Source organism: Pradoshia eiseniae, from assembly GCF_002946355.1.
GTDB classification, from domain to species: Bacteria; Bacillota; Bacilli; order Bacillales; family Pradoshiaceae; genus Pradoshia; species Pradoshia eiseniae.
In genome coordinates, this window is sequence record NZ_PKOZ01000001.1 from 359,752 (window position 1) to 379,772 (window position 20,021).

Consider the following 20,021-nt stretch of genomic DNA (forward strand, 5'->3'; position numbering starts at 1 on the left):
ATGCTTTATCAAAAGGACGGATGCTATTTATCAGCATCCGTCCTTTTGTCTTTTTTAGCTGTCTAGGTCAATATCACCAATCTCTGTTTTCAGGTCAACAGGAATGCTGCCATTTCCGCTCAAATAGCTGCTTGTTTTCTTTCCGAAGGTTCGAATGCTCCCTATTTCTGAATAAGCGCTAATAAAATGATCTTCAGGTTTTTCGCTGACAGAAATCTTGATATTGCCAATTTCATTACTGGCGGTGATGGAATGTTTGATTGCTTGGACTTCAATTTTGATATCCCCGACCTCATTTTTTAAGTTAAGCTCACCTGTTGAATCCTTGATGGTGATATCTCCTACTTCTGATTCACATTGAATTCTTTCCGCTTGGATGCCCGTAATTTTAATTGAACCTATATCATTATTGGCCGTGATTTTCTTATAGGACTTTTCTGGGAGATAAATAATGATGTCGGTTCCCTTTTCGTTGAAATTAATGCCAAAATCAATCATTCCCCTTTTAGGAGTGGATACGGTGAGTGTCTGTCCATCCAGCTCTGTTTGAATCTGCTCGCCTTTTTTCGGTCCTTTGGATTCAACAATGACGGCATCCCCTGTCGTACTTTTAATCGAGACAGAGCCTGTTTCACCCTTAACGTTAATTTCTTCGATGATAGCGTCAGCAAAGTTTGTGGTGCTCTGTTCCCGCTCCGCGGCGAAGAAGTATGACTTTCCTGTCAGTAAAGCGCCAATCCCGCCAATGGCTAGTAAGACGACCCCAGCAATAAACATTCTTCTAAACATTTGATTCCCTTCCCTTCACGATAGTCATATTCCATTTACAATAACGAATGATTAGTCTAGTGGAGAATTTTGATAGATGATACATCCCGATAAATAGGAGAAGGCCAGTCCCGCAAGCGCCAATGGAGATGAATAGTTCAAAGAGGGAGAAATAAGCATAATCAAGCATAATTTCGGCTAATTGGAGAATGGGAGCTGCAATCATGGTAATACTTGCGAGCCATCCGGCAAACAGGATGGAGACGATAACCGCTATAGGTCCAACGATCAGGAGGAAATTTAAGAAGCTTAACCCAATCGTCAGCCCAATTACGTTAAAAACATTGGATATGGATGGTTTGTGCTCGACTTTTGCGATAGAGCTATTAAGCGCCAATTCTTTTGCAATTGTCCTTGGAGAACCTAGCCCTGCAGATATTTCTTGTTCTGTCTTTCCTTCCAGCAGGCCTATTTCGAAATACTCCTCGTAATCTGCGAGAATCTCATCACGCTCATCTGACGGAAGTCCGCGGAGCTGTGCGGCAAGCTGGTTAATAAATTCTTCTTTCTTCAATTCTCTTCACCTTCTTTAATGATTTGATTAACACCAAGCGAAAACATACGCCACTCCTCAATTAACTGTTCCATATAAGTACGGCCGCTTTGTGTTATGTGGTAATACTTTCGTGAAGGTCCTTCTGTCGATTTTTTGAGATAAGTCGTGAAGAATTCGTCTTTCGTTAGGCGCCGCAAAAGAGGGTACACGGCTCCTTCGGAAATTTCGAATTTATCGGATATCTCCTGCACGAGCTCATAGCCGTATCGATCCCGCTTATTCACGAGAACAAGGACACATAGCTCAAGCACACCTTTCTTAAACTGGACATTCACATCAGTTCCCCCTTTCATTGCTATTATATAATCTTGGGTAGTAACTATAGTATGACACTAGGTACTGTTTATTGCAAGGTAGTTTGGAAAAAAATGAAAACCAAATGTCTTTGCGGGAAGTTTCAAATTTTAGACCATGTACTAAACAGATGTATTTAGGTAAGTGATTCAGCGAGGAGCTATTGTTGATATACTGAAGTTAAACAAATTTATTAAGGATGTGCGATATGAAAATGGAAATAAAATTAGATGATTTATCTGGCAGTGAGATGGCTGCATTGATAATGGAGCATCTTGCGGGAATGTCTCTTACATCTCCTCCTGAGAGCGTTCATGCCTTGGGCCTTGAGGAATTAAAGAAAGCGGATGTGACGGTCTGGAGCGCCTGGGAAAACGGGAATCTATTGGGGTGTGGGGCGCTAAAGGAGCTTGATGAGACACATGGGGAAATTAAATCGATGCGAACGTCTGCGGCGCATATGCGCAAAGGGGTGGCGCGGCAATTACTCAAGCATATCATTGATGAAGCACGCATGCGACGGTACGCCAGGCTTTCTTTAGAAACGGGATCGATGGAGGCTTTTTATCCTGCGCAAAAGCTGTATGAAAGCTTTGGGTTTCGTTATTGCCTGCCATTTGCAGATTACTTGGAGGACCCGAACAGTGTGTTTATGACGATGGAATTGGGAGCTAAGGAAGAGGAATAAAATAAATCTGCACTAAATGTTTGGATTTTTTTAAATATTTTAAATTAACAATTGACTAACAATTCCAAAAGTAGTAACCTATGTTAAGTAAATAACCAATTCACTTACCAAGAAAGGAGGGCTGTACGATGAGAAGAGTAATTTTTGCTGTAGTCATTTCACATGATGTGCATATCGATTGTGCAGCCCGCCTGTTTCAATAAACGAGGTTAACCGTTTGTTTTGAACGAAAGGCTGCACGTTGCTGTGTGAGACCCTTTTTGTTGTCAGTATCATAAGGGCGTGTTTTCGCGTCCTTATCGATAATTTCGGCATGAAAGGTCATCTCTCCTGCTCCGCTGCAGCCTTTTTTTGTTAGGTGATCGGTTGAGAAAAGGGAGGAATGAAGATGATTAGACGTTTATTCACAGTGAAGATTTCAAAGGAGGACTCGATGAATAGTACGTAGCAAGTACAATCAGCAGGATGATGAAGGAGGGGAAATGATGTTTTCGGTTTTTAAGAAATTAGGGTGGTTTTTTAAAGAGCATTGGGTTCGATACACAGTTGCCATTATTTTATTGAATGTTGTAAATGTGCTTGAAGTCCTGCCTCCGATGATTGTCGGGATGGCCATTGATAATATCGGGATGGGGACGATGACGACTGACACGCTGATGACCTATATTTGGTGGATGGTTGCGCTCATCGTCTCCTTATATGGGCTGACATATATTTGGAATTATCAGCTCTTCAGCGGCGCGTTTGTACTTGAGCGAAAGCTCCGATCAGGCTTTATGGGACATTTGCTGAGAATGACACCGACTTTTTATGAGAAGAACCGGACAGGTGACCTGATGGCAAGGGCGACTAACGACTTGAAATCCATATCCGTTACAGCAGGATATGGAATATTGACGCTAATGGATTCATCTTTATATATGCTAGCCATCTTACTAACGATGGCTATCACGATCAGCTGGGAATTGACGCTTGCGGCCTTCCTGCCGCTTCCAATCATGGCCTGGGCCGTGAACAAGGGAGGCAAGAAAATCCATGAATATTTCACGGCTGCACAGGATGCTTTTGGAGAATTGAATGATAAGGTATTGGAATCAGTCGCTGGGGTGCGCGTTATCCGGGCATATGTCCAGGAGCGGGCGGATGAAAAGCGATTTGAGGAAATGACAGATGATGTCTATAAGAAAAACATGGATGTCGCTAAGGTGGACTCCATCTTTGACCCGGTCATTACCTTCGTCATTGGCATTAGCTACTTGATCAGCCTTGGATATGGGGCGAATCTTGTGTTTGCTCAGCAGCTCTCTATCGGTCAGCTCGTCACATTTAATGTGTATTTAACGATGCTCATTTGGCCGATGATTGCGATTGGCGAATTAATCAATATTATGCAAAGAGGTAATGCGTCTCTCGATCGGATGAACGAGACACTCAGCTATAAGGAGGATGTCAAGAACGACCCTGAGTCTATTACAGTCGAAGAACCGACAAAGGTGGCCTATGAGGACGTCCGATTCCGCTATCCATCCTCAAAGGTAGATAATCTCGCTGAGGTGAGCGTCAGCATCGGCAAGGGAGAGACTATCGGGATTGTCGGAAAAACAGGAAGCGGGAAGACGACCTTCATCAAGCAATTGCTGCGTGAGTATCCGGCAGGGAGCGGGACATTGGCAATTGCTGATGTTCCAATCGAAAAGCAGCCGCTAGAAGAGGTCCGTGATTGGATTGGGTATGTGCCGCAAGACCATGTACTCTTCTCAAAGACCATTCGGGAGAATATTCTCTTTGGCAATAAGCATGCAACTGAGGAAGAGTTTTGGAGGGCGATTCGACTGGCTGATTTCGAGAAAGACCTTATTATGCTCCCGAATGAGCTCGAAACACTTGTGGGAGAAAAAGGTATCGCGCTCTCCGGCGGACAGAAGCAGCGGATCTCCATCGCACGCGCGCTCATCAAGGACCCGGAGATTCTAATCCTGGATGATTCCTTATCAGCGGTTGATGCAAAGACAGAGACGACGATTATTAAGAATATACAGGAAGAGCGAAGCGGCAAAACGACGATGATTACGACCCACCGGCTGTCAGCGGTCCAGCATGCGGATTGGATAATCGTTTTGGATGACGGAAAAGTCATAGAGGAAGGCACACATCATGACCTGATACAAATAGGCGGCTGGTATAAAGAACAATTTGAGCGCCAGCAGGTTGAGGCGAACACGGGGGTGAGCGCATGAATGAACAGTTAGAACAAACCGAATCAAGCATGAAAACGATTAAACGTCTATACCGCTATGCGGTCCGTTTCAAAGGGACCATCATCCTTGCCCTTGTGATGCTCTCCATTTCTGTTGCGGCGGATCTGATTGGTCCATATATCGGGAAAAATATCATAGATAACCATATCACGGGCATTGAGCAGCCATGGGTGGAGACGAAACAGACAGATGATGCCGTATCATATGATGGCAAGTGGTATAAAAGGGAAGCCTACCTGATGGATGACGAATGGAGCGGCAGTCAAGCTGCCGTCGTACAGACAGGTACGACTTTTCTCTTTCTTGATGAGGCTCTTCAGTATGATGGGAAGCGTTCATATGAGGATGGAAAGCTCACCGTCACAAACGGGGAGCAGAAAGCAGTATACGAGGCTGAGAAGCTTTCAGGAACGGAAATCATGCGTTTTTACGAGCCTGAAATCAATCGGATTATGAAGCTGCTTTTCCTCTATTTTGCTGTTATGGTGATTGCTTTCTTCTTCCAATATGGGCAAAGCTATTATTTGCAAAAGGCAGCAAACCGGATTATCCAAACAATGCGAATCGAGGTTTTTGCACAGATTCAGCGCCTTCCAATCCGATATTTTGATAATATGCCGGCAGGAAAGCTAGTGGCACGCATCACAAATGATACGGAAGCTATTCGTGAGCTATATGTACGGGTGCTAGCCAATTTCTTCTCCAGTACGATCAACATTATCGGGGTCATCATCGCCTTGTTTTTGCTTAGTCCCAAACTTGGCGCCATCACTCTTCTGATTATTCCAATTTTGATTGTGTGGACCATTGTGTTCCGTAAATTTGCAACGAAGTATAATCGGGTGATTCGCGCGAGAATTAGTGATATCAATGCCATGATCAATGAATCGATTAATGGGATGACCATTATCCAAGCGTTCAGGAGAGAGAAGGAGACACAGGCAGAATTCGAGGAAATGAACAATGAGCATTATGTCTATCAAAGCAAAATGCAGCGCTTGAATTCCTTGTTGAACGGTAATCTCGTGGGTGCCTTCCGTGTGATTACGCTGACACTCTTCATCTGGTATTTTGGCGGAATGGCGGCATCTGGCGAATCCGTTGTGACCCTCGGGGTATTATATGCCATGGTCAATTATTTAAATAGGCTCTTTCATCCAATATCCGGGATTGTCAACCAATTCTCCAATTTTGAGCAAGCGATGGTTGCCGGAGAACGCGTCTTTTCCCTTCTTGATGAGAAAGGAACAGATGTGGCTGATGGTCGAGCAGCACGCTTAAATGGGCATGTGGAATTTAAGGATGTATCCTTCGGCTACAAAGATGGAGAGCCAGTCTTGAAGAATATCAATTTTGAGGCAAGGCAAGGGGAGACCATTGCACTTGTTGGACATACTGGTTCAGGAAAAAGCTCCATCATGAATCTCCTATTCCGTTTTTATGATTATCAAGAAGGAGCGATTCTGCTTGATGGGAAGGAATTAAAGGAGATTCCAAGACAGACGCTCAGGGAGCACATGGGCATCGTGCTTCAAGATCCGTACCTATTCACGGGTACGATTCTTTCCAATATCACGCTTGATGATCCGAAAATCACAAGGGAGACCGCTGAGAAGGCATTGAGGGATGTAGGGGCTGATCGTGTACTTGCTAATCTTGAGCATGGCTTTGATGAGCCGGTCGTTGAGAAGGGAAGCACGCTCTCATCCGGACAGCGGCAGTTGATTTCGTTTGCGCGAGCATTAGCCTTTAATCCGGCGATTCTCATTCTTGATGAGGCAACCTCAAGCATTGATACGGAAACAGAGACGCTTATTCAAGAGGCGATGGATGTCCTCAAGAAAGGGCGAACAACCTTTATCATTGCTCACAGGCTTTCAACGATCAAAAACGCTGACCAAATCCTTGTCCTTGATAAAGGAGAAATCGTCGAACGTGGCAGTCATGATGAATTGATGGCTATAAAGGGCCGATATTATCAAATGTATGAGCTGCAAGCAGGTAAGAAGGCTGGATAACAAGAAAGGAGGTGTCCATATGGACACCTCCTTTTACGCAATGGTTCTGTCAGATTAGAAAATTTTATCTCCATTGAAGATGGAATTTTTGACAACAACATAATCTACTTTGCGAATCGCTTCAAGTGTTTTGCCTCCGGCATAAGAGATGGATGATTGAAGGTCCTGCTCCATTTCAATCAATGTATCCATTAAAGGCCCCTTATGCTCAACATACATTTTCTTTCCTTCTACATTCCGTTTTTCGCCTTTTTGGTATTCAGAAGCGGAGCCAAAGTATTCCTTATAGCGTTTGCCGTCCTTCTCATAGCTTTCGCCTGGAGATTCTTCATGACCTGCGAATAGGGAGCCAATCATGACCATTGTCGCCCCGAACCGGATGGATTTCGCGATATCGCCATGAGTGCGGATGCCACCATCAGCGATAATTGGTTTTGTTGCCGCTTTTCCGCAGAGACGAAGGGCCGCAAGCTGCCAGCCGCCAGTCCCGAAGCCGGTTTTGATTTTTGTAATACATACTTTACCGGGACCGATACCGACCTTAGTCGCATCAGCTCCCGCATTTTCAAGCTCTCTTACGGCTTCAGGAGTACCTACATTGCCCGCAATGACGAAGCTTTTCGGCAAATGCTTCTTAATATGCTGAATCATATTAATGACCGAATTGGCATGGCCATGGGCGATATCAATTGTAATATAATCAGGAACGAGTTCTTCCTTCGCTAATTGTTCAATAAATTCATATTCTTCGGGTTTAACACCAACACTGATAGAGGAAATCAATCCTAATTCACGCATCTTTTGAATGAATGAAATGCGTTTTTCAGGCTGGAAGCGATGCATAATATAAAAGTAGCCATTTTGGGCAAGCATGATTGCGATGTTATCGTCTATAATGGTTTGCATGTTTGCAGGGACGACTGGGAGCTTGAATGTATGGGCTCCAAGAGTCACGGTTGTATCACATTCTGAACGGCTGTCCACGATGCATTTTGCGGGAATTAGTTGGATATCTTCATAATCAAATACTTTTCTCATGTGTTTGCACCTCTATATCCGAATGAAATTAATCTATTCGTTAATATTGTTCGTACATTTAGTAATTTACACTACTATCTTGGAGATGTCAAAAGGAATATTTATTTATGTGCTGAATGATTATGTGAATCTGCTTCTTAATATCTACAATTATTCGCTATACAGCAGGTTTTACCTTTATTTATAAACTATGAAAAAGGTTGTATGAGGGTTATGTTGGGGTTTTTTAGATAAAATTGTTTACTATGATAATAGGAAAAAAGGATAAGGGGGTGAGCCGGGAGTGTTAAATACAGGAGACATACTCTTTCAATTATTTTCTATTATAATTCTTGTATCCATCATTATATTGATTATTTCCTTGTTTCGTTTCCGTAAACAGAGAAGTGAGCAGCTCAATCGAATGGAGAAGAGAATAGAAGAATTAAGCGAAGAGATAAAAAGAAAATAGTTGGAAATAGGCTAAATGACCTAAAGGATTCGGGAATACCCTAATGGAATAATATGGTATATAAGGAATTATATTATTAAGAGTAGGGAGGTTGCTTTATGCCACTTGATCCACAGGTCGAAATGTTTCTTGAACAGATGAAAGCTGTCACAAAAGGGGCACCGCCAATTAGTTCATACAGCCCGGCTGAGTATCGGGCCATCTCTGAGCAGAACATGATGTCCAGCATAGAGCTTGAAGAGGTCAGTAAGGTGCAGGACGTGCAAATCCCTGTCGATGATGGAGAAATCATGGCAAGGATTTATACTCCTGAAGGAAACGGTCCACGCCCGGTCTTTGTGTTCTATCATGGGGGCGGCTGGGTGCTTGGAAGTGTGGAGTCCTATGATGGAATGTCTAGAATGCTGGCTAATGCCTCAGGTGCGATAGTGGTATCAGTTGATTATCGGCTCGCACCAGAGCATAAATTCCCGGTTGCGACAGAGGATTGCTATCATGCACTCTTATGGACCGCGGAACATATTGAGGAGTTTGGCGGGATGAAAGATTGCATAATTGTTGGAGGCGACAGTGCAGGCGGGAATTTGGCAGCAGTCGTGACACATATGGCCAAAGAACGCAGCGGTCCGGAAATAATCGGACAGGTTCTCATTTATCCAGCTACATCCTTTACCATTTCGACTCCTTCCATGAAAGAGAACGCCCATGGCTATTTCCTGACAAGGGATATGATGAATTGGTTATCCACTCATTATATTCGTGATGAAGATCGTTCCTCACCATACGCATCTCCGCTCTTGGCTGAAGATGTGAGCGGCCTTCCGCAAGCCTTTGTGATGACAGCAGAATTTGATCCGCTTAGAGACGAGGGGAGATTGTATGCTGATAAGCTTGCCGCCGGAGGAGTTTCCGTACAATACAAGGAATACAAAGGCATGATTCATGGCTTTGTTAGTATGGCGGCTGCAATTGATCAGGGGAGGGTGGCAATTCGCCATATTGGAACAGCCATTAAAGGGATGGCAGCCAACAATGCTGAAGCCGTAAAGGATTAAAATAATAAGGTTTCAAACAAGCTGAATCAAAGAGGGGAGTGAGGAGAAATATATCCTTACTCCTTTCTTTCTGTATTTGAATGACTTATCTTATAAATTTTAAGTAAACAGGCTTCAATTTGGAAGTATAACATTATGGAGAAGTCCCTTTATACTCATGCATTTTTTGAAGGGGGGAATAGGTACGATTCTTTTTTGGGTATGCTAAACCAGCTGTATTTATGAAAAATTTTAAGAAAGAGTTTACATAAAGTTAAGGGAGTTTTATACTGGTAATGACCACATTACCAATGGAGATATTAATTACATCAAAATGGTGTAAGTATAGGGGGGGAATGGATGAGGTTAATTGATAAGAATAGCAGAACACCTTTGTATCTGCAATTGATGGATATCTTAATGGAGGAAATTGATTTTTCATTAAATGAAAATGATCAGCTTCCTTCTGAACGTGAAATTTGTGATAAATATGATGTTTCCAGAACGACAGTACGCCAGGCTATCAATGAAATGGAACGAGATGGTTTGATATACAAAGTACATGGAAAGGGAACTTTTGTAGCGCCAAATAAGGTGAAACAGGATTTAATCAAATTTTATTCCTTTACGGAAGAAATGAAGAAGCTTGGTAAGAAACCAATCTCTAAAGTACTTTCGTTTGAAATCATAGAGGCTGATCGAAAAATCAGCAGGGAATTAAGGCTTCCGGAAACCACTAAAGTTTATAAGTTCACAAGGCTCAGGCTGGCAGATAAGACCCCTATGATGCTAGAAGAAACTTTTGTGCCTGTAGAATTATTCCCTGATTTAACAAAAGAGGCTCTTGAGGAAAATGCATTATACGATATTTTCAGAGAACGATATCAAGTAGAAATTAAAATGGCTGATGAGTATTTTACACCAGTTATGGCCAATGAAAACGAGGCGAAGCTTTTGCAGATACCATCCATGCTACCCTCTTTACGGATTGAGCGGTTAACCTTCAGTGCAAATAATGTTATTGAATATACGAATACCATTGCGCGAGGGGACAAGTTCAAATACCATGTTCGCTTGGAGAATTGAACCCAAGCGAACCGTCATTTAATACAACTGGTAATGACGTCATGATGTATAATGCTGGAATAGCTTTGGAAAGAGGCTAACAACAAACAACCTTTAGTAACGTTGATGACAGAAGCGGTGTGCTAGCTGCGGGAATTTCCTATATGGAGGTTCTAGTTTCTATGGAGAAGTTCATCAAATGAAAATACTTTCAAATACAACTGGAGTGAAGTGAAATGAGTTTTATGAATGAAATAGAGAAGGAAGTCCTAGAAGGAGCAAAACATACGGCAAGAGAAATCAGCCAGCAGCCTGAGCTTTGGCAGGAAGCTTTTGAAGCGGTGGAGACGAATAAGGATGTCATTAAAGCTTTTCTGAGGGAGCATGTTTTCTCGAAAAATGCCCGTATCATTTTTACCGGGGCTGGAACTTCTGCCTATGTTGGTGACACGGCAAGCCCGCTTTTAAGAAGGAAGCTTTCCAATCAGGTAGAGTCAGTTGCCACTACTGATATCGTATCCAACCCTCTCAATTACTTGAAGCCTGACCAGCCAACCGTGCTGATTTCATTTGCCAGAAGCGGGAATAGCCCTGAATCAGTTGCAACTTATGATCTAGCTAAACAATTAGTTGCCGACTTGAGCCAAATCATCATTACCTGCAACCCAGAAGGGAAATTGGCGGAAGCTGCCCGGCAGGATGAAAAGACACTTCTTCTTTTGATGCCAGAAGAGTCGAATGATCAAGGGTTTGCGATGACAAGTTCATTTAGCTGTATGTACTTAACTGCCTTGTCAATCTTCCAGCTAGATAATCTTGGAGAGTGGAAGAAAAAAGTGCAGCTGGCTTGCGATAATACCAGATATATTCTTGAGAGCAACTATAAAGAAATCATTAAGCTCGTCCAGCTTGAGAAGAAAAAGGTAGTCTACCTGGGTTCATCCACGTTGAAAGGTCTTGCTCAGGAGACAAGCTTGAAGAATTTAGAACTGGCCTCGGGCAAGATTCCGACATTCTTTGAATCTGTATTGGGCTTCCGGCATGGTCCTAAATCCATTGTAGATGATGAAACGCTCCTATTTGTTTTCATGTCTAATGATTCCTACACAAGGAAATACGAGCTTGATTTATTAAGAGAATTGAAAAATGATGGTGGAGCAAAAACTGTCGTGGCAATCTCGAATTTCACCAATGATGATCTGCGGGCTAATAGTGATGTAATTCTTACTGTTCCGGAGGATGATACGACCATCATAGAAGACGATTTGATTGCTCTTAACTATCTTGTTTTCGGTCAATTATTTGCCTTATTCAATTCCATCCATCTTGGCGTCACTCCAGATAACCCAAGTCCTTCAGGAATTGTGAACAGGGTAGTAAAAGGCGTCGAGATTTACAACTTTAGCTAAGGGGAGGAATCAATGAAAGCCATTTATGCGAAAAGAATCTATACTCCCGCCGAAATTGTTCATTCAGGCTATTTACTTTATGAGAACGGGCTGATTACTGGAATCACAGCAGAAAAACCCAACTGTGAGGTAGAGGATTACTCTAGTTATTCTATCATCCCTGGCTTAATAGATACCCATATTCACGGAATCGCCGGGAATGACACGATGGATGCTACCGGAGAAGCATTGCAGGGAATTTCGCTTTCCCTTGCCAAGCATGGGGTAACTTCATTTTTGCCAACGACGCTGACGCACGACTTTGAAAAAGTAAAAGATGCGGTTCGAATTGTCAGCACCCAAATCGGAAAAACCGCAGGTGCGGAGATTATTGGTTCCTATGTTGAGGGACCGTATCTGACTCCAGAACATAGGGGAGCCCATCCTGTTAACTATATGCGTGAAGTCACGATAGCCGACTTTGAGGAGCTGATTGAAGCTTCAAATGAAACGATTAAGGTTATCACCATTGCTCCAGAAAAGAAAGATGCCCTTGAAGGAATTAGCTTTTTGAGACAAAAGGGCATCCTGGTTTCCATGGGACATACAAATGCAGACTATGAAACTGCCAATCTGGCCATGAAAGCAGGAGCAAACATTGCTGTACATACCTTTAATGGCATGAGGGCATTCAATCACCGCGAGCCTGGATGCCTGGGAGCCTTTTTGACAAACGAAGAAGTTTATTGTGAGTTAATTGCCGACCTGGAGCATGTTCATCCTGCAGCTATCAAACTTCTATACAAAGCAAAAGGCTTGGAAAAAATTCTGCTCATCAGTGACTCGATGGCTGCTGCTGATCTTCCAGATGGTGATTATGAGTTAGGGAGTCTACCAGTCAAGGTTGTAAATGGAACAGCGAGGACATTGGAGACTGGCTCACTGGCTGGAAGTACTGCCAATATGATGGATTGTTTGCGGAATATGTATGATGTGCTGAATCTGCCGCTTGAGGTCATCCTGCCCATGACATCACGAAACCAAGCGGAGCTGCTTGGCATTGATAACGAAACAGGCAGTTTGGAAGCAGGGAAAAAGTTGAATGCCGCCATTATTAATGACGAATTCGAGGTACAGGCGACATTCGTAAACGGTCTTGCCGTGTATGAAAGAGATTTGAATCGTTGCTTATAACTAATCAAAAAAACAGATTCCTATGACTTAGGTATCTGTGAAGGAGACGACAATATGACTAGTAGCGTAGTGAGTAGCATAGTGAATACAAGGGATATGTTTCAGAAAGCGCAGATAGGGAGCTATGCAATTCCAGCATTTAATATTCATAATCTTGAAACATTCCAAGTAGTCGTTGAAACAGCAAGTGAATTAAAATCACCGGTTATACTGGCAAGCACACCAGGGACGATATCATACTCCGGAGGGGATTATCTGGTTGCCATCGGCAATGTAGCAGCCGCCAAATATGATGTTCCTATTGCCCTTCATCTCGATCATTTTGAGAGCATCGAAGAAATCAAGAAATATATAGATTATGGATTTAAATCAGCTATGATTGATGCATCCCATCTTCCATATGAAGAGAATATTAAGCTCGTTAAACAGGTTGTAGAATATGCCCATGCACATGGAGTTTCAGTGGAGGCAGAATTAGGGCGTCTTGGCGGTGTCGAGGACGATCTTGTAGTAGATGAAAAGGACTCTAAGTTCACCAATCCATTGCAGGCAAAGGAGTTTGTTGAGCTGACTGGTATTGATTCTTTGGCAGTGGCTATTGGAACAGCTCATGGTTTATATAAGGGTGAGCCAAAGATAGATTTTGAACGGCTGGAGGAAATTCGCTCCTATGTGGATATCCCGCTTGTTCTTCACGGTGCATCAGATGTCCCCGAAGAAATGGTCAGGCGGACCATCCAAATGGGAATCTGTAAGGTCAATATTGCTACTGATCTCAAAATGCCTTTCTCGGATGCGGTTAAGGAATACTTCAGACAAAATCCGGATGCGAACGACCCGCGCAAGTATATGACGCCAGGGAAGGAAGCAATGAAGAAAGTCGTCATTGATAAGATTATGATGTGTGGCAGCAATGGCAAAGCCTAAGTTGATTACAGTTACCCTTAATCCTGCGGTCGATACAGCCTACCAGCTGGATAAGCTGAAGATTGGCAAGAGCACTCGCACGAAGAACCCGCTGAAATCGGCCGGAGGTAAGGGATTGAATGTGACAAGGGTGGCTACATTACTTGGCGAGGATATCACTGCGACCGGTTTTCTGGGCGGGAGCAATGGGGCATTCATTCGGGATCAATTGCAGCAATTGGGTGTGACGGATGAATTCATCCAAGTGCAGGGAGAAACAAGGCAATGTCTTTCTTTCATAGATAGTGAGAAGAACCAAACCGAAATTCTGGAGGAAGGCCCCTGCATATCCGAATGTGAAGCGAAATTATTTGAGGAGAAGATAGCTGAGCTTTTAAAGGATGCTTCTGAAGCTTCAGGCGGGCAAGAAGCAGGATGCTCTGCTGTCCTGGCTGTAAGCGGGTCGCTTCCTAAAGGCTTTGTTTCTGGATTGTATCGCATGATTCTTGCGGAGGCGAAAAAATCAGGTGTTAAGGTTATATTGGATACGAGTGGACAAGCTTTGATTGATTGTATAGAAGATGGACCATATTTGATTAAGCCTAATCTCCAGGAACTGGAGCAGGTGTTGGGTTATAGATGCCAAAATGAAGACGAAATCTGGTCAGCAATGGAGAAGCTGCAAGAAAAGGGAATCAAAGTCGTCATTGTATCCGATGGAGAAAATGGCTCTCTCGTTCTTTATGAGGATAAGCATTACCGAGTTTCCACTGCTAAGATTGAGGCGGCCAGTGCAGTGGGTTCAGGAGATTCATTTATTGCCGGTTTTGCTGCAGGGATGGTAAGAGGTTATTCGATCGAGCAAACACTGGTGCTTGCGTCTGCTTGCGGGGCAGCTAATGCGATGGAAGAAAGAACAGGCTATATTAATTTAGATACCGTTGGAGCATTGATTGAGAAAATTACGGTGGACATGGTTAAATAGTAGAAGATTCACGGATAGGCTGTCACAATTGTACAACAGTACGATTGCGGCAGCCTATTTCCATCACGATTCCATATCTTATATATTGCAGAAGGTGACACTCAAGATATTGAATGGTACCTCCATTAAGGCAAAGAGTCCAATTGACCCTCGTTTTGTTATTGAAATATCCTAGTTTAGTTAATGTAAAGAGCGGATAGATTGACTTTATCTCGAATTCGAGATAAATTAAGGATATAAAAATGGGGGTGGATGATTAATGAACGGATTAAAAGGGATTCATCATGTGACAGCGATTACGAGCAGTGCAGAGAAGAACTATCAATTCTTCACCTATGTACTTGGAATGAGGCTGATCAAGAAAACCGTCAATCAGGACGACATTCAAACATATCACTTGTTCTTTGCAGATGACCGCGGGAACGCAGGCACAGATATGACGTTCTTTGATTTCCCTGGAATAGTGAAGGGAAGCCATGGGACCAACGAAATTTACAAAACCTCCTTCAGGGTGCCGACAGATGAGGCGCTGTCATATTGGCTAAAGCGATTTGACCGCTTAAAGGTTAAACATGACGGCATTGAGGAGCAATTCGGGAAAAAGATACTGTCTTTCGCCGATTTTGATGACCAGCAGTATCAATTGATTTCTGATGAGTTTAATGAGGGTGTAGCATCAGGTATTCCATGGCAAGATGGACCAATACCGCTGGAATACGCCATTACCGGACTCGGGCCAATTTATATTCGCATCGCTGAATTTGATTATTTTAAGGAAGTATTGGAGAAGGTCTATCAATTTACGGAAATCGGCCAAGAGGGAAGCGCCCATTTGTTCGAGGTTGGTGAAGGAGGGAATGGAGCCCAGGTTATCGTTGAGAAGAACACATCCTTGCCGTACGCTCAGCAAGGCTATGGAACGGTTCATCATGCCGCTTTCCGTGTCGAGGATACAGAAGCTTTAAATGATTGGATTGAGCGAATGAAGGCATTTCGGCTTCCGTCCTCCGGCTATGTGGATCGTCACTTCTTTGAATCACTCTATACGAGAGTCGCACCTCAAATTCTGTTTGAGCTCGCCACGGATGGGCCGGGCTTCATGGGGGATGAGCCTTATGAAACATTGGGTGAAAAATTGTCGCTCCCTCCGTTTCTTGAGCCGAAACGGGAGTATATTGAATCAGTTGTACGACCAATTGATACAGTCAGAAGCACGCGCGACTTTAAAAAGGAATATGAGTAAAAAACCTTGCATAAACGTAAGAAAGGATTGGTTCCATTTATTGGACCAATCCTTTGTTTATTAATCTTCTTCAATGTATTCTTCAAAATCTAAATCCACATTGTGAAACAGCTCATCTTCATAGATAAAGAAATCATACTTCCTAATATAGGGCTCGTACAATTCTTCCATAAAATAACCTCCTTTTATCTTATGTATCTAGGGTGAGGCAATCAATAAAAGGATGGAAATGTTGTTTCTAAGGAAGAATCTTTTCTTGAATTAGCTTTATTTCTATGTGGTCTTGTATGCATAATATATAGTAACATTCATTTTATCGGATAGCAATCCTTTGAAGAAAATACATACAGGAAAGGTTGGGGGACTTTGAACGATAATCAAGATGATTTCAAGAGGATGGGGAGATTCGGGGGCTTATTTGCATTTGGTATGATTGGGCTCTTAATCCTTTGTGCAATTCTGTTTGTGTTCGGCATCATTTTCTTTGGGGTGGCAGGCATATTCAGCTTGCTTGGCGTTTCGTATGATTCCGTGAAGGCGCTTGTCTATTTTACGGGAATCATGCTGCTGATTGATTTCTTCCTAGACCCAATCTCCAAACTGCTGGCACAGTTATTCAGCCGAGTCTACCAGTACCAGCATTACAAGCGATTCATAATCCGAACCATCTTCATAATAGCTTTCTCTTCCCTGTCCTTTTATATTGCGGATGAATGCATAACTGGGATAAACATTCCATTAAGGACAGAAATATTGCTGGGGCTTATCTCGTGGTTAATAGAAATCGTTTTTGAAGAAAGACCGAAACAGGAGAAGAGTTAAGCATAAAGTGCAATAGGTAATGTGAGTTTAGATAGGTATTATTACTCAAAAATATAGGTCGAAAGTTGTTTTGTTGAGGATTTTGGTTTATTTTAAACATGATAGGTCGATAGAAAAAGAAAGTGGTTTATGTCTGAATTATAGGGGGGAGTAGCATGAGGAAATTATTGCAACTATTACGTACAATGCATTCTGCTTCAGATGGACTTTTATCGCTTGAGAAAAAACAAGCAAAAAGACAATTATTCTCTGAACTAAGTTCAACTATTCTTCCGCAAATGATGAGGATTAAACAAACATATGGCTTCTTTGAGCGAGAATTATATGTTATCAAGGAGCATAGAAAAAAAGAGTCAACGAAAGTGATGGATACATGCGCTTTAGCTGAACAGATTCTTGAGGCAATAAAGAAAAATGAGGCATTCGTCACATCGGAGGTTCTCTCTGAATACCATGCCATTCAAGCATTGGAGCTTGAAATACAAGAGTTGTATGCTGCTAAAGAGAATGGACAAGGAATCTATCATATTCAGCTGGCTGAGTTTGATTTGAAAAAGAGGAAGCTTAACTTGGTGAAATCCTATGCAGTATTTCTGAAGAAAACAGCCAAGAAAGCAGATGTTCTTTATAAAAACCTAATGGATTTATTTGATTTCTATCCGCCATTCATAGACCATTTAACTGAGAATATGTTAATGATCAATACTGTGGATAAGGGACAAAAATCCGCAGTTAACATAGGCAATCGATAATGATGGATACATAAAAATGGATGAAGGAAGAAATGCATCTTCCTTCGTCCATTTGATTATTCATAGGTGAGGAGGAGCTTGAAAATGTCCATCGTTGTTCCAGGATAAATGCCTCGTCTTGGAATCTCGAGCATGGATTCGCCTGGTTTTGCCATCCCATCCTTAATTGTAAAGGCCATTTCCAGTCCTAATTCATCCAAAATCTCTAGAGTTTCTTTATTGTATTCCCCAAACGGATAGGCAAATCCGGTTTTAGAACCGACAATATCCATTCCTTCTTCAATATCTCTTAATACATCCTCTCTCGGTTTGGAGGTCAAGAAAGCATCACCGTTTACGTCCCTTTCATGGAATTTATACGTATGGCTTTCATAGTCGAATATGTCTGTACTAGCCTCGATATCCTCGACACTTAAGAATTGGGCATCTGCAGGATCATAATCTCGCGGATCTCGGTCAATATTTCCCGCAATCAAGAAGATGGTCGCACGTAAATCATATTTCTTCAAGATAGGATAGGCATTAATGTAATTATCCTTAAATCCATCATCAAAGGTAATGAGCACGCTTTTCTTTGGAACATCAATCTCTTCTTCCATATAGGCTTGAAATTCTGCCAATGTTAAGGTTGTATAGCCCTCTTCATGTAAATGCTCCATTTGTTCGCTGAATTGCTCCTTGGTCACGATGGTGCCGTATAATTCACCTTCTTCATTGTAATGAGTCGTTTGAAGATCATCTGATTTGATAATCCTATGATACATGAGGACGGGGACTTGTTTGGCTCTCGCGGCCTTTGATATATCGAAATCCCTCAAATCCATTTCACGCTCCAGTTCAAGTGGTTTGTCGCTGGCAAATTGCAGCTTGCCGAATGCTATTGTCTCAAAGTTCTGGGCAAACAGGACACTCAATACCGAAAAATGGACCAAAAAGACAATGATAAATGTGATATTAAACTTTCTCTTCATATCCTGGCACCTCTAGCTCGTTTTTTTGCTTTTCTGCAGAATTGGTATAACCTTTTCTGAACCAGACAGTTCTTCGCCATATGTTTGGTGCTGTCTGCCAACACGCTGCACTTTATTCCAGCTATTCTTATTGATAAAGTAGGCAACCGTCCCGAATGTATTAAATATTACTCCTAAGAAGCGATAGCTTACGATTTCCAATGGAACAAAATAGCTGAGTCTAAACTTGTCACGTCTAGTGAATGAATGTCCTAAGCGATGGGAAATAATTAAACTTACGACACTTTGGAACACTCCGAGGCTGAAGGAAAAGAGAAAGAGCATTAGGGCAAGAAAAGCACCGGAGCCTGACAGGAGAATGACGAATGGAATAATCAATGTTGGAAAAGCCGTTAAAGTACCGAGCATTAAGGCATCTACTAATAAAAAGATCGATACGCCAAACCCGAATTTCCTGAACAAGGATGTTCCGTAAATCATAATACAGTCGATGAAAGCCTTCTGCCAGCGTATGCGCTGCTTAAAAAGATCGCGGAAGGTTTCAGGTCCTTCTGTAAAACAAACAGCCTCCGGTATGAAAATGATTTTTTTATGCGGATACTTCGTCTTGATCAATCGCTGAATCCTCATCGTGATATCCATATCCTCGCCAACGGTTATCCTGTACCCTTTCACCTCTAGAAGAACACTGCGTTTAAATACCCCAAAAGCTCCTGAAATGATGGCCAGAGCATTGAACTTTGTTTGCGTAATCTTGTATAAATAGAAGTTGGCTAAATATTGCATAAATTGAAACTTCATTAGATGGTTGATGCTAAATCTTGCTTTCGGATTTGTATAATCACCATGAAAAGCCTGCCCGATATGCACCATTCCTCCGGCAGCAATCACATCTTTATCCACGAATGCTTCATTAATGATACGGAGAGAATGAACATCTAAAGAGCTGTCCGCGTCAAGTGTAATAATATTTTCATAGGCGGCCAATTCAATACCCGCATTGAGGGAATCAGCCTTTCCGCCGTTTTCTTTATCAATGACAAATATGGTTGGATAAAGGGCTGATTGATAGACTCCCTTAATCTCTTTGTGCTCGAGTACATTGGCTTTATTCCTCTTGCATTCTTCCAATTGCAGGAGAGAGTTAAGCAGCTTCATCGATTGATCGGATGAGCCATCATTAATGATGAAGGCTTCATACTTTTGATAATCAACATGAAGGAGCGCTTGTATACAATTTTTTAAGACCGATTCCTCGTTATAGGCTGGGATTAATACAGAAATCCCTTGTTCAAAGACATGCTTGTTGGAAGAGAAACGTTTGCCTTTTACAGTGAGAAGCGGAATGAAAATGTACAATGCCTGAAAAGTAAAGAAGACAATATACATAACCAATGTAACAATCAAACCGATATGCATTTCCATAAAAAATCCCCTTTAATCATTAAAGTGTAAAAAATTTCATTTTTTTAACAATATTAAATATTTGTTACAATCCTAATAATATAGATTCATATTAAATTTAGTCAA

The 20,021-nt window shown here is 42.2% G+C and carries 18 protein-coding genes; 12 read left to right on the forward strand and 6 right to left on the reverse strand.

The window, feature by feature from the left end; genetic code table 11:
* Window positions 1–54: 54 nt before the first annotated feature.
* From CYL18_RS01775 to CYL18_RS01785, 3 genes are read right to left on the reverse strand one after another with little or no spacing between them, the layout of a single operon-like run.
* A complete protein-coding gene (locus CYL18_RS01775; RefSeq protein ID WP_104847747.1) occupies window positions 55–789 on the reverse strand; it encodes a DUF4097 family beta strand repeat-containing protein in 735 nt (244 codons plus the stop codon).
* Window positions 782–1,342 (reverse strand): HAAS signaling domain-containing protein, encoded by a 561-nt coding sequence (locus CYL18_RS01780; RefSeq protein WP_104847748.1) that lies wholly within the window; start codon window positions 1,340–1,342, stop codon window positions 782–784. The genes CYL18_RS01775 and CYL18_RS01780 overlap by 8 nt, the downstream gene beginning before the upstream one ends.
* Window positions 1,339–1,659, reverse strand: a complete 321-nt coding sequence (locus CYL18_RS01785) for a PadR family transcriptional regulator (protein ID WP_104847749.1) — start codon at window positions 1,657–1,659, stop codon at window positions 1,339–1,341. Before CYL18_RS01785 ends, CYL18_RS01780 begins: the two co-directional genes overlap by 4 nt.
* 233 nt (window positions 1,660–1,892) lie before the next feature.
* Between CYL18_RS01785 and CYL18_RS01790 the strand changes: the two genes are divergently transcribed.
* The 3 genes from CYL18_RS01790 (at window position 1,893) to CYL18_RS01800 (ending at window position 6,642) form a co-directional block, all read left to right on the forward strand.
* Window positions 1,893–2,366 carry a GNAT family N-acetyltransferase gene (locus CYL18_RS01790; protein ID WP_104848324.1) on the forward strand — a complete coding sequence of 158 codons (474 nt, stop codon included), beginning with the start codon at window positions 1,893–1,895 and terminating at the stop codon, window positions 2,364–2,366.
* 485 nt (window positions 2,367–2,851) lie between these two features.
* Complete coding sequence (locus CYL18_RS01795) at window positions 2,852–4,603, forward strand: ABC transporter ATP-binding protein (protein ID WP_104847750.1); 1,752 nt, start codon at window positions 2,852–2,854, stop codon at window positions 4,601–4,603.
* 29 nt (window positions 4,604–4,632) lie between these two features.
* On the forward strand, window positions 4,633–6,642 hold the full coding sequence (locus CYL18_RS01800; protein ID WP_104848325.1) for an ABC transporter ATP-binding protein: 2,010 nt from the start codon (window positions 4,633–4,635) through the stop codon (window positions 6,640–6,642).
* A 54-nt stretch (window positions 6,643–6,696) separates the two neighbouring features.
* Here CYL18_RS01800 and guaC read toward each other — a convergent pair whose 3' ends face one another.
* Window positions 6,697–7,680 carry a GMP reductase gene (guaC, locus tag CYL18_RS01805; RefSeq protein ID WP_104847751.1) on the reverse strand — a complete coding sequence of 328 codons (984 nt, stop codon included), beginning with the start codon at window positions 7,678–7,680 and terminating at the stop codon, window positions 6,697–6,699.
* A 549-nt stretch (window positions 7,681–8,229) separates the two neighbouring features.
* Here guaC and CYL18_RS01815 point away from each other — a divergent pair.
* The 9 genes from CYL18_RS01815 to CYL18_RS01855 all read left to right on the forward strand — a co-directional run bounded on the left by CYL18_RS01815 (window position 8,230) and on the right by CYL18_RS01855 (window position 17,520).
* Entirely contained in the window at window positions 8,230–9,186 is a 957-nt protein-coding gene (locus CYL18_RS01815; protein WP_104847752.1) for an alpha/beta hydrolase, read from the forward strand.
* A gap of 339 nt (window positions 9,187–9,525) precedes the next feature.
* The gene (locus tag CYL18_RS01820) at window positions 9,526–10,251 is read left to right on the forward strand and encodes a GntR family transcriptional regulator (RefSeq protein ID WP_104847753.1); all 726 of its coding nucleotides are present in this window, start codon (window positions 9,526–9,528) and stop codon (window positions 10,249–10,251) included.
* A gap of 215 nt (window positions 10,252–10,466) precedes the next feature.
* The gene (locus CYL18_RS01825; protein WP_104847754.1) at window positions 10,467–11,639 is read left to right on the forward strand and encodes an SIS domain-containing protein; all 1,173 of its coding nucleotides are present in this window, start codon (window positions 10,467–10,469) and stop codon (window positions 11,637–11,639) included.
* 12 nt (window positions 11,640–11,651) lie between these two features.
* Entirely contained in the window at window positions 11,652–12,812 is a 1,161-nt protein-coding gene (nagA, locus tag CYL18_RS01830) for an N-acetylglucosamine-6-phosphate deacetylase (RefSeq protein WP_104847755.1), read from the forward strand.
* 54 nt (window positions 12,813–12,866) lie between these two features.
* Window positions 12,867–13,739: a tagatose bisphosphate family class II aldolase gene (locus CYL18_RS01835; RefSeq protein WP_104847756.1), complete on the forward strand. Its 873-nt coding sequence runs from the start codon at window positions 12,867–12,869 to the stop codon at window positions 13,737–13,739.
* A complete protein-coding gene (locus tag CYL18_RS01840) occupies window positions 13,726–14,703 on the forward strand; it encodes a 1-phosphofructokinase family hexose kinase (protein ID WP_104847757.1) in 978 nt (325 codons plus the stop codon). Before CYL18_RS01835 ends, CYL18_RS01840 begins: the two co-directional genes overlap by 14 nt.
* Window positions 14,704–14,962: 259 nt before the next feature.
* Window positions 14,963–15,946, forward strand: a complete 984-nt coding sequence (locus tag CYL18_RS01845; RefSeq protein WP_104847758.1) for a ring-cleaving dioxygenase — start codon at window positions 14,963–14,965, stop codon at window positions 15,944–15,946.
* A 366-nt stretch (window positions 15,947–16,312) separates the two neighbouring features.
* The gene (locus tag CYL18_RS01850; RefSeq protein WP_104847759.1) at window positions 16,313–16,768 is read left to right on the forward strand and encodes a YrvL family regulatory protein; all 456 of its coding nucleotides are present in this window, start codon (window positions 16,313–16,315) and stop codon (window positions 16,766–16,768) included.
* Between the two features lie 155 nt (window positions 16,769–16,923).
* Complete coding sequence (locus CYL18_RS01855) at window positions 16,924–17,520, forward strand: hypothetical protein (protein WP_104847760.1); 597 nt, start codon at window positions 16,924–16,926, stop codon at window positions 17,518–17,520.
* Window positions 17,521–17,576: 56 nt separating this feature from the next.
* Here the strand turns inward: CYL18_RS01855 and CYL18_RS01860 are convergent, their stop codons facing one another.
* Complete coding sequence (locus CYL18_RS01860; RefSeq protein WP_104847761.1) at window positions 17,577–18,491, reverse strand: polysaccharide deacetylase family protein; 915 nt, start codon at window positions 18,489–18,491, stop codon at window positions 17,577–17,579.
* A gap of 12 nt (window positions 18,492–18,503) precedes the next feature.
* Window positions 18,504–19,916 carry a glycosyltransferase gene (locus CYL18_RS01865; protein WP_201741223.1) on the reverse strand — a complete coding sequence of 471 codons (1,413 nt, stop codon included), beginning with the start codon at window positions 19,914–19,916 and terminating at the stop codon, window positions 18,504–18,506.
* Window positions 19,917–20,021: the final 105 nt, after the last annotated feature.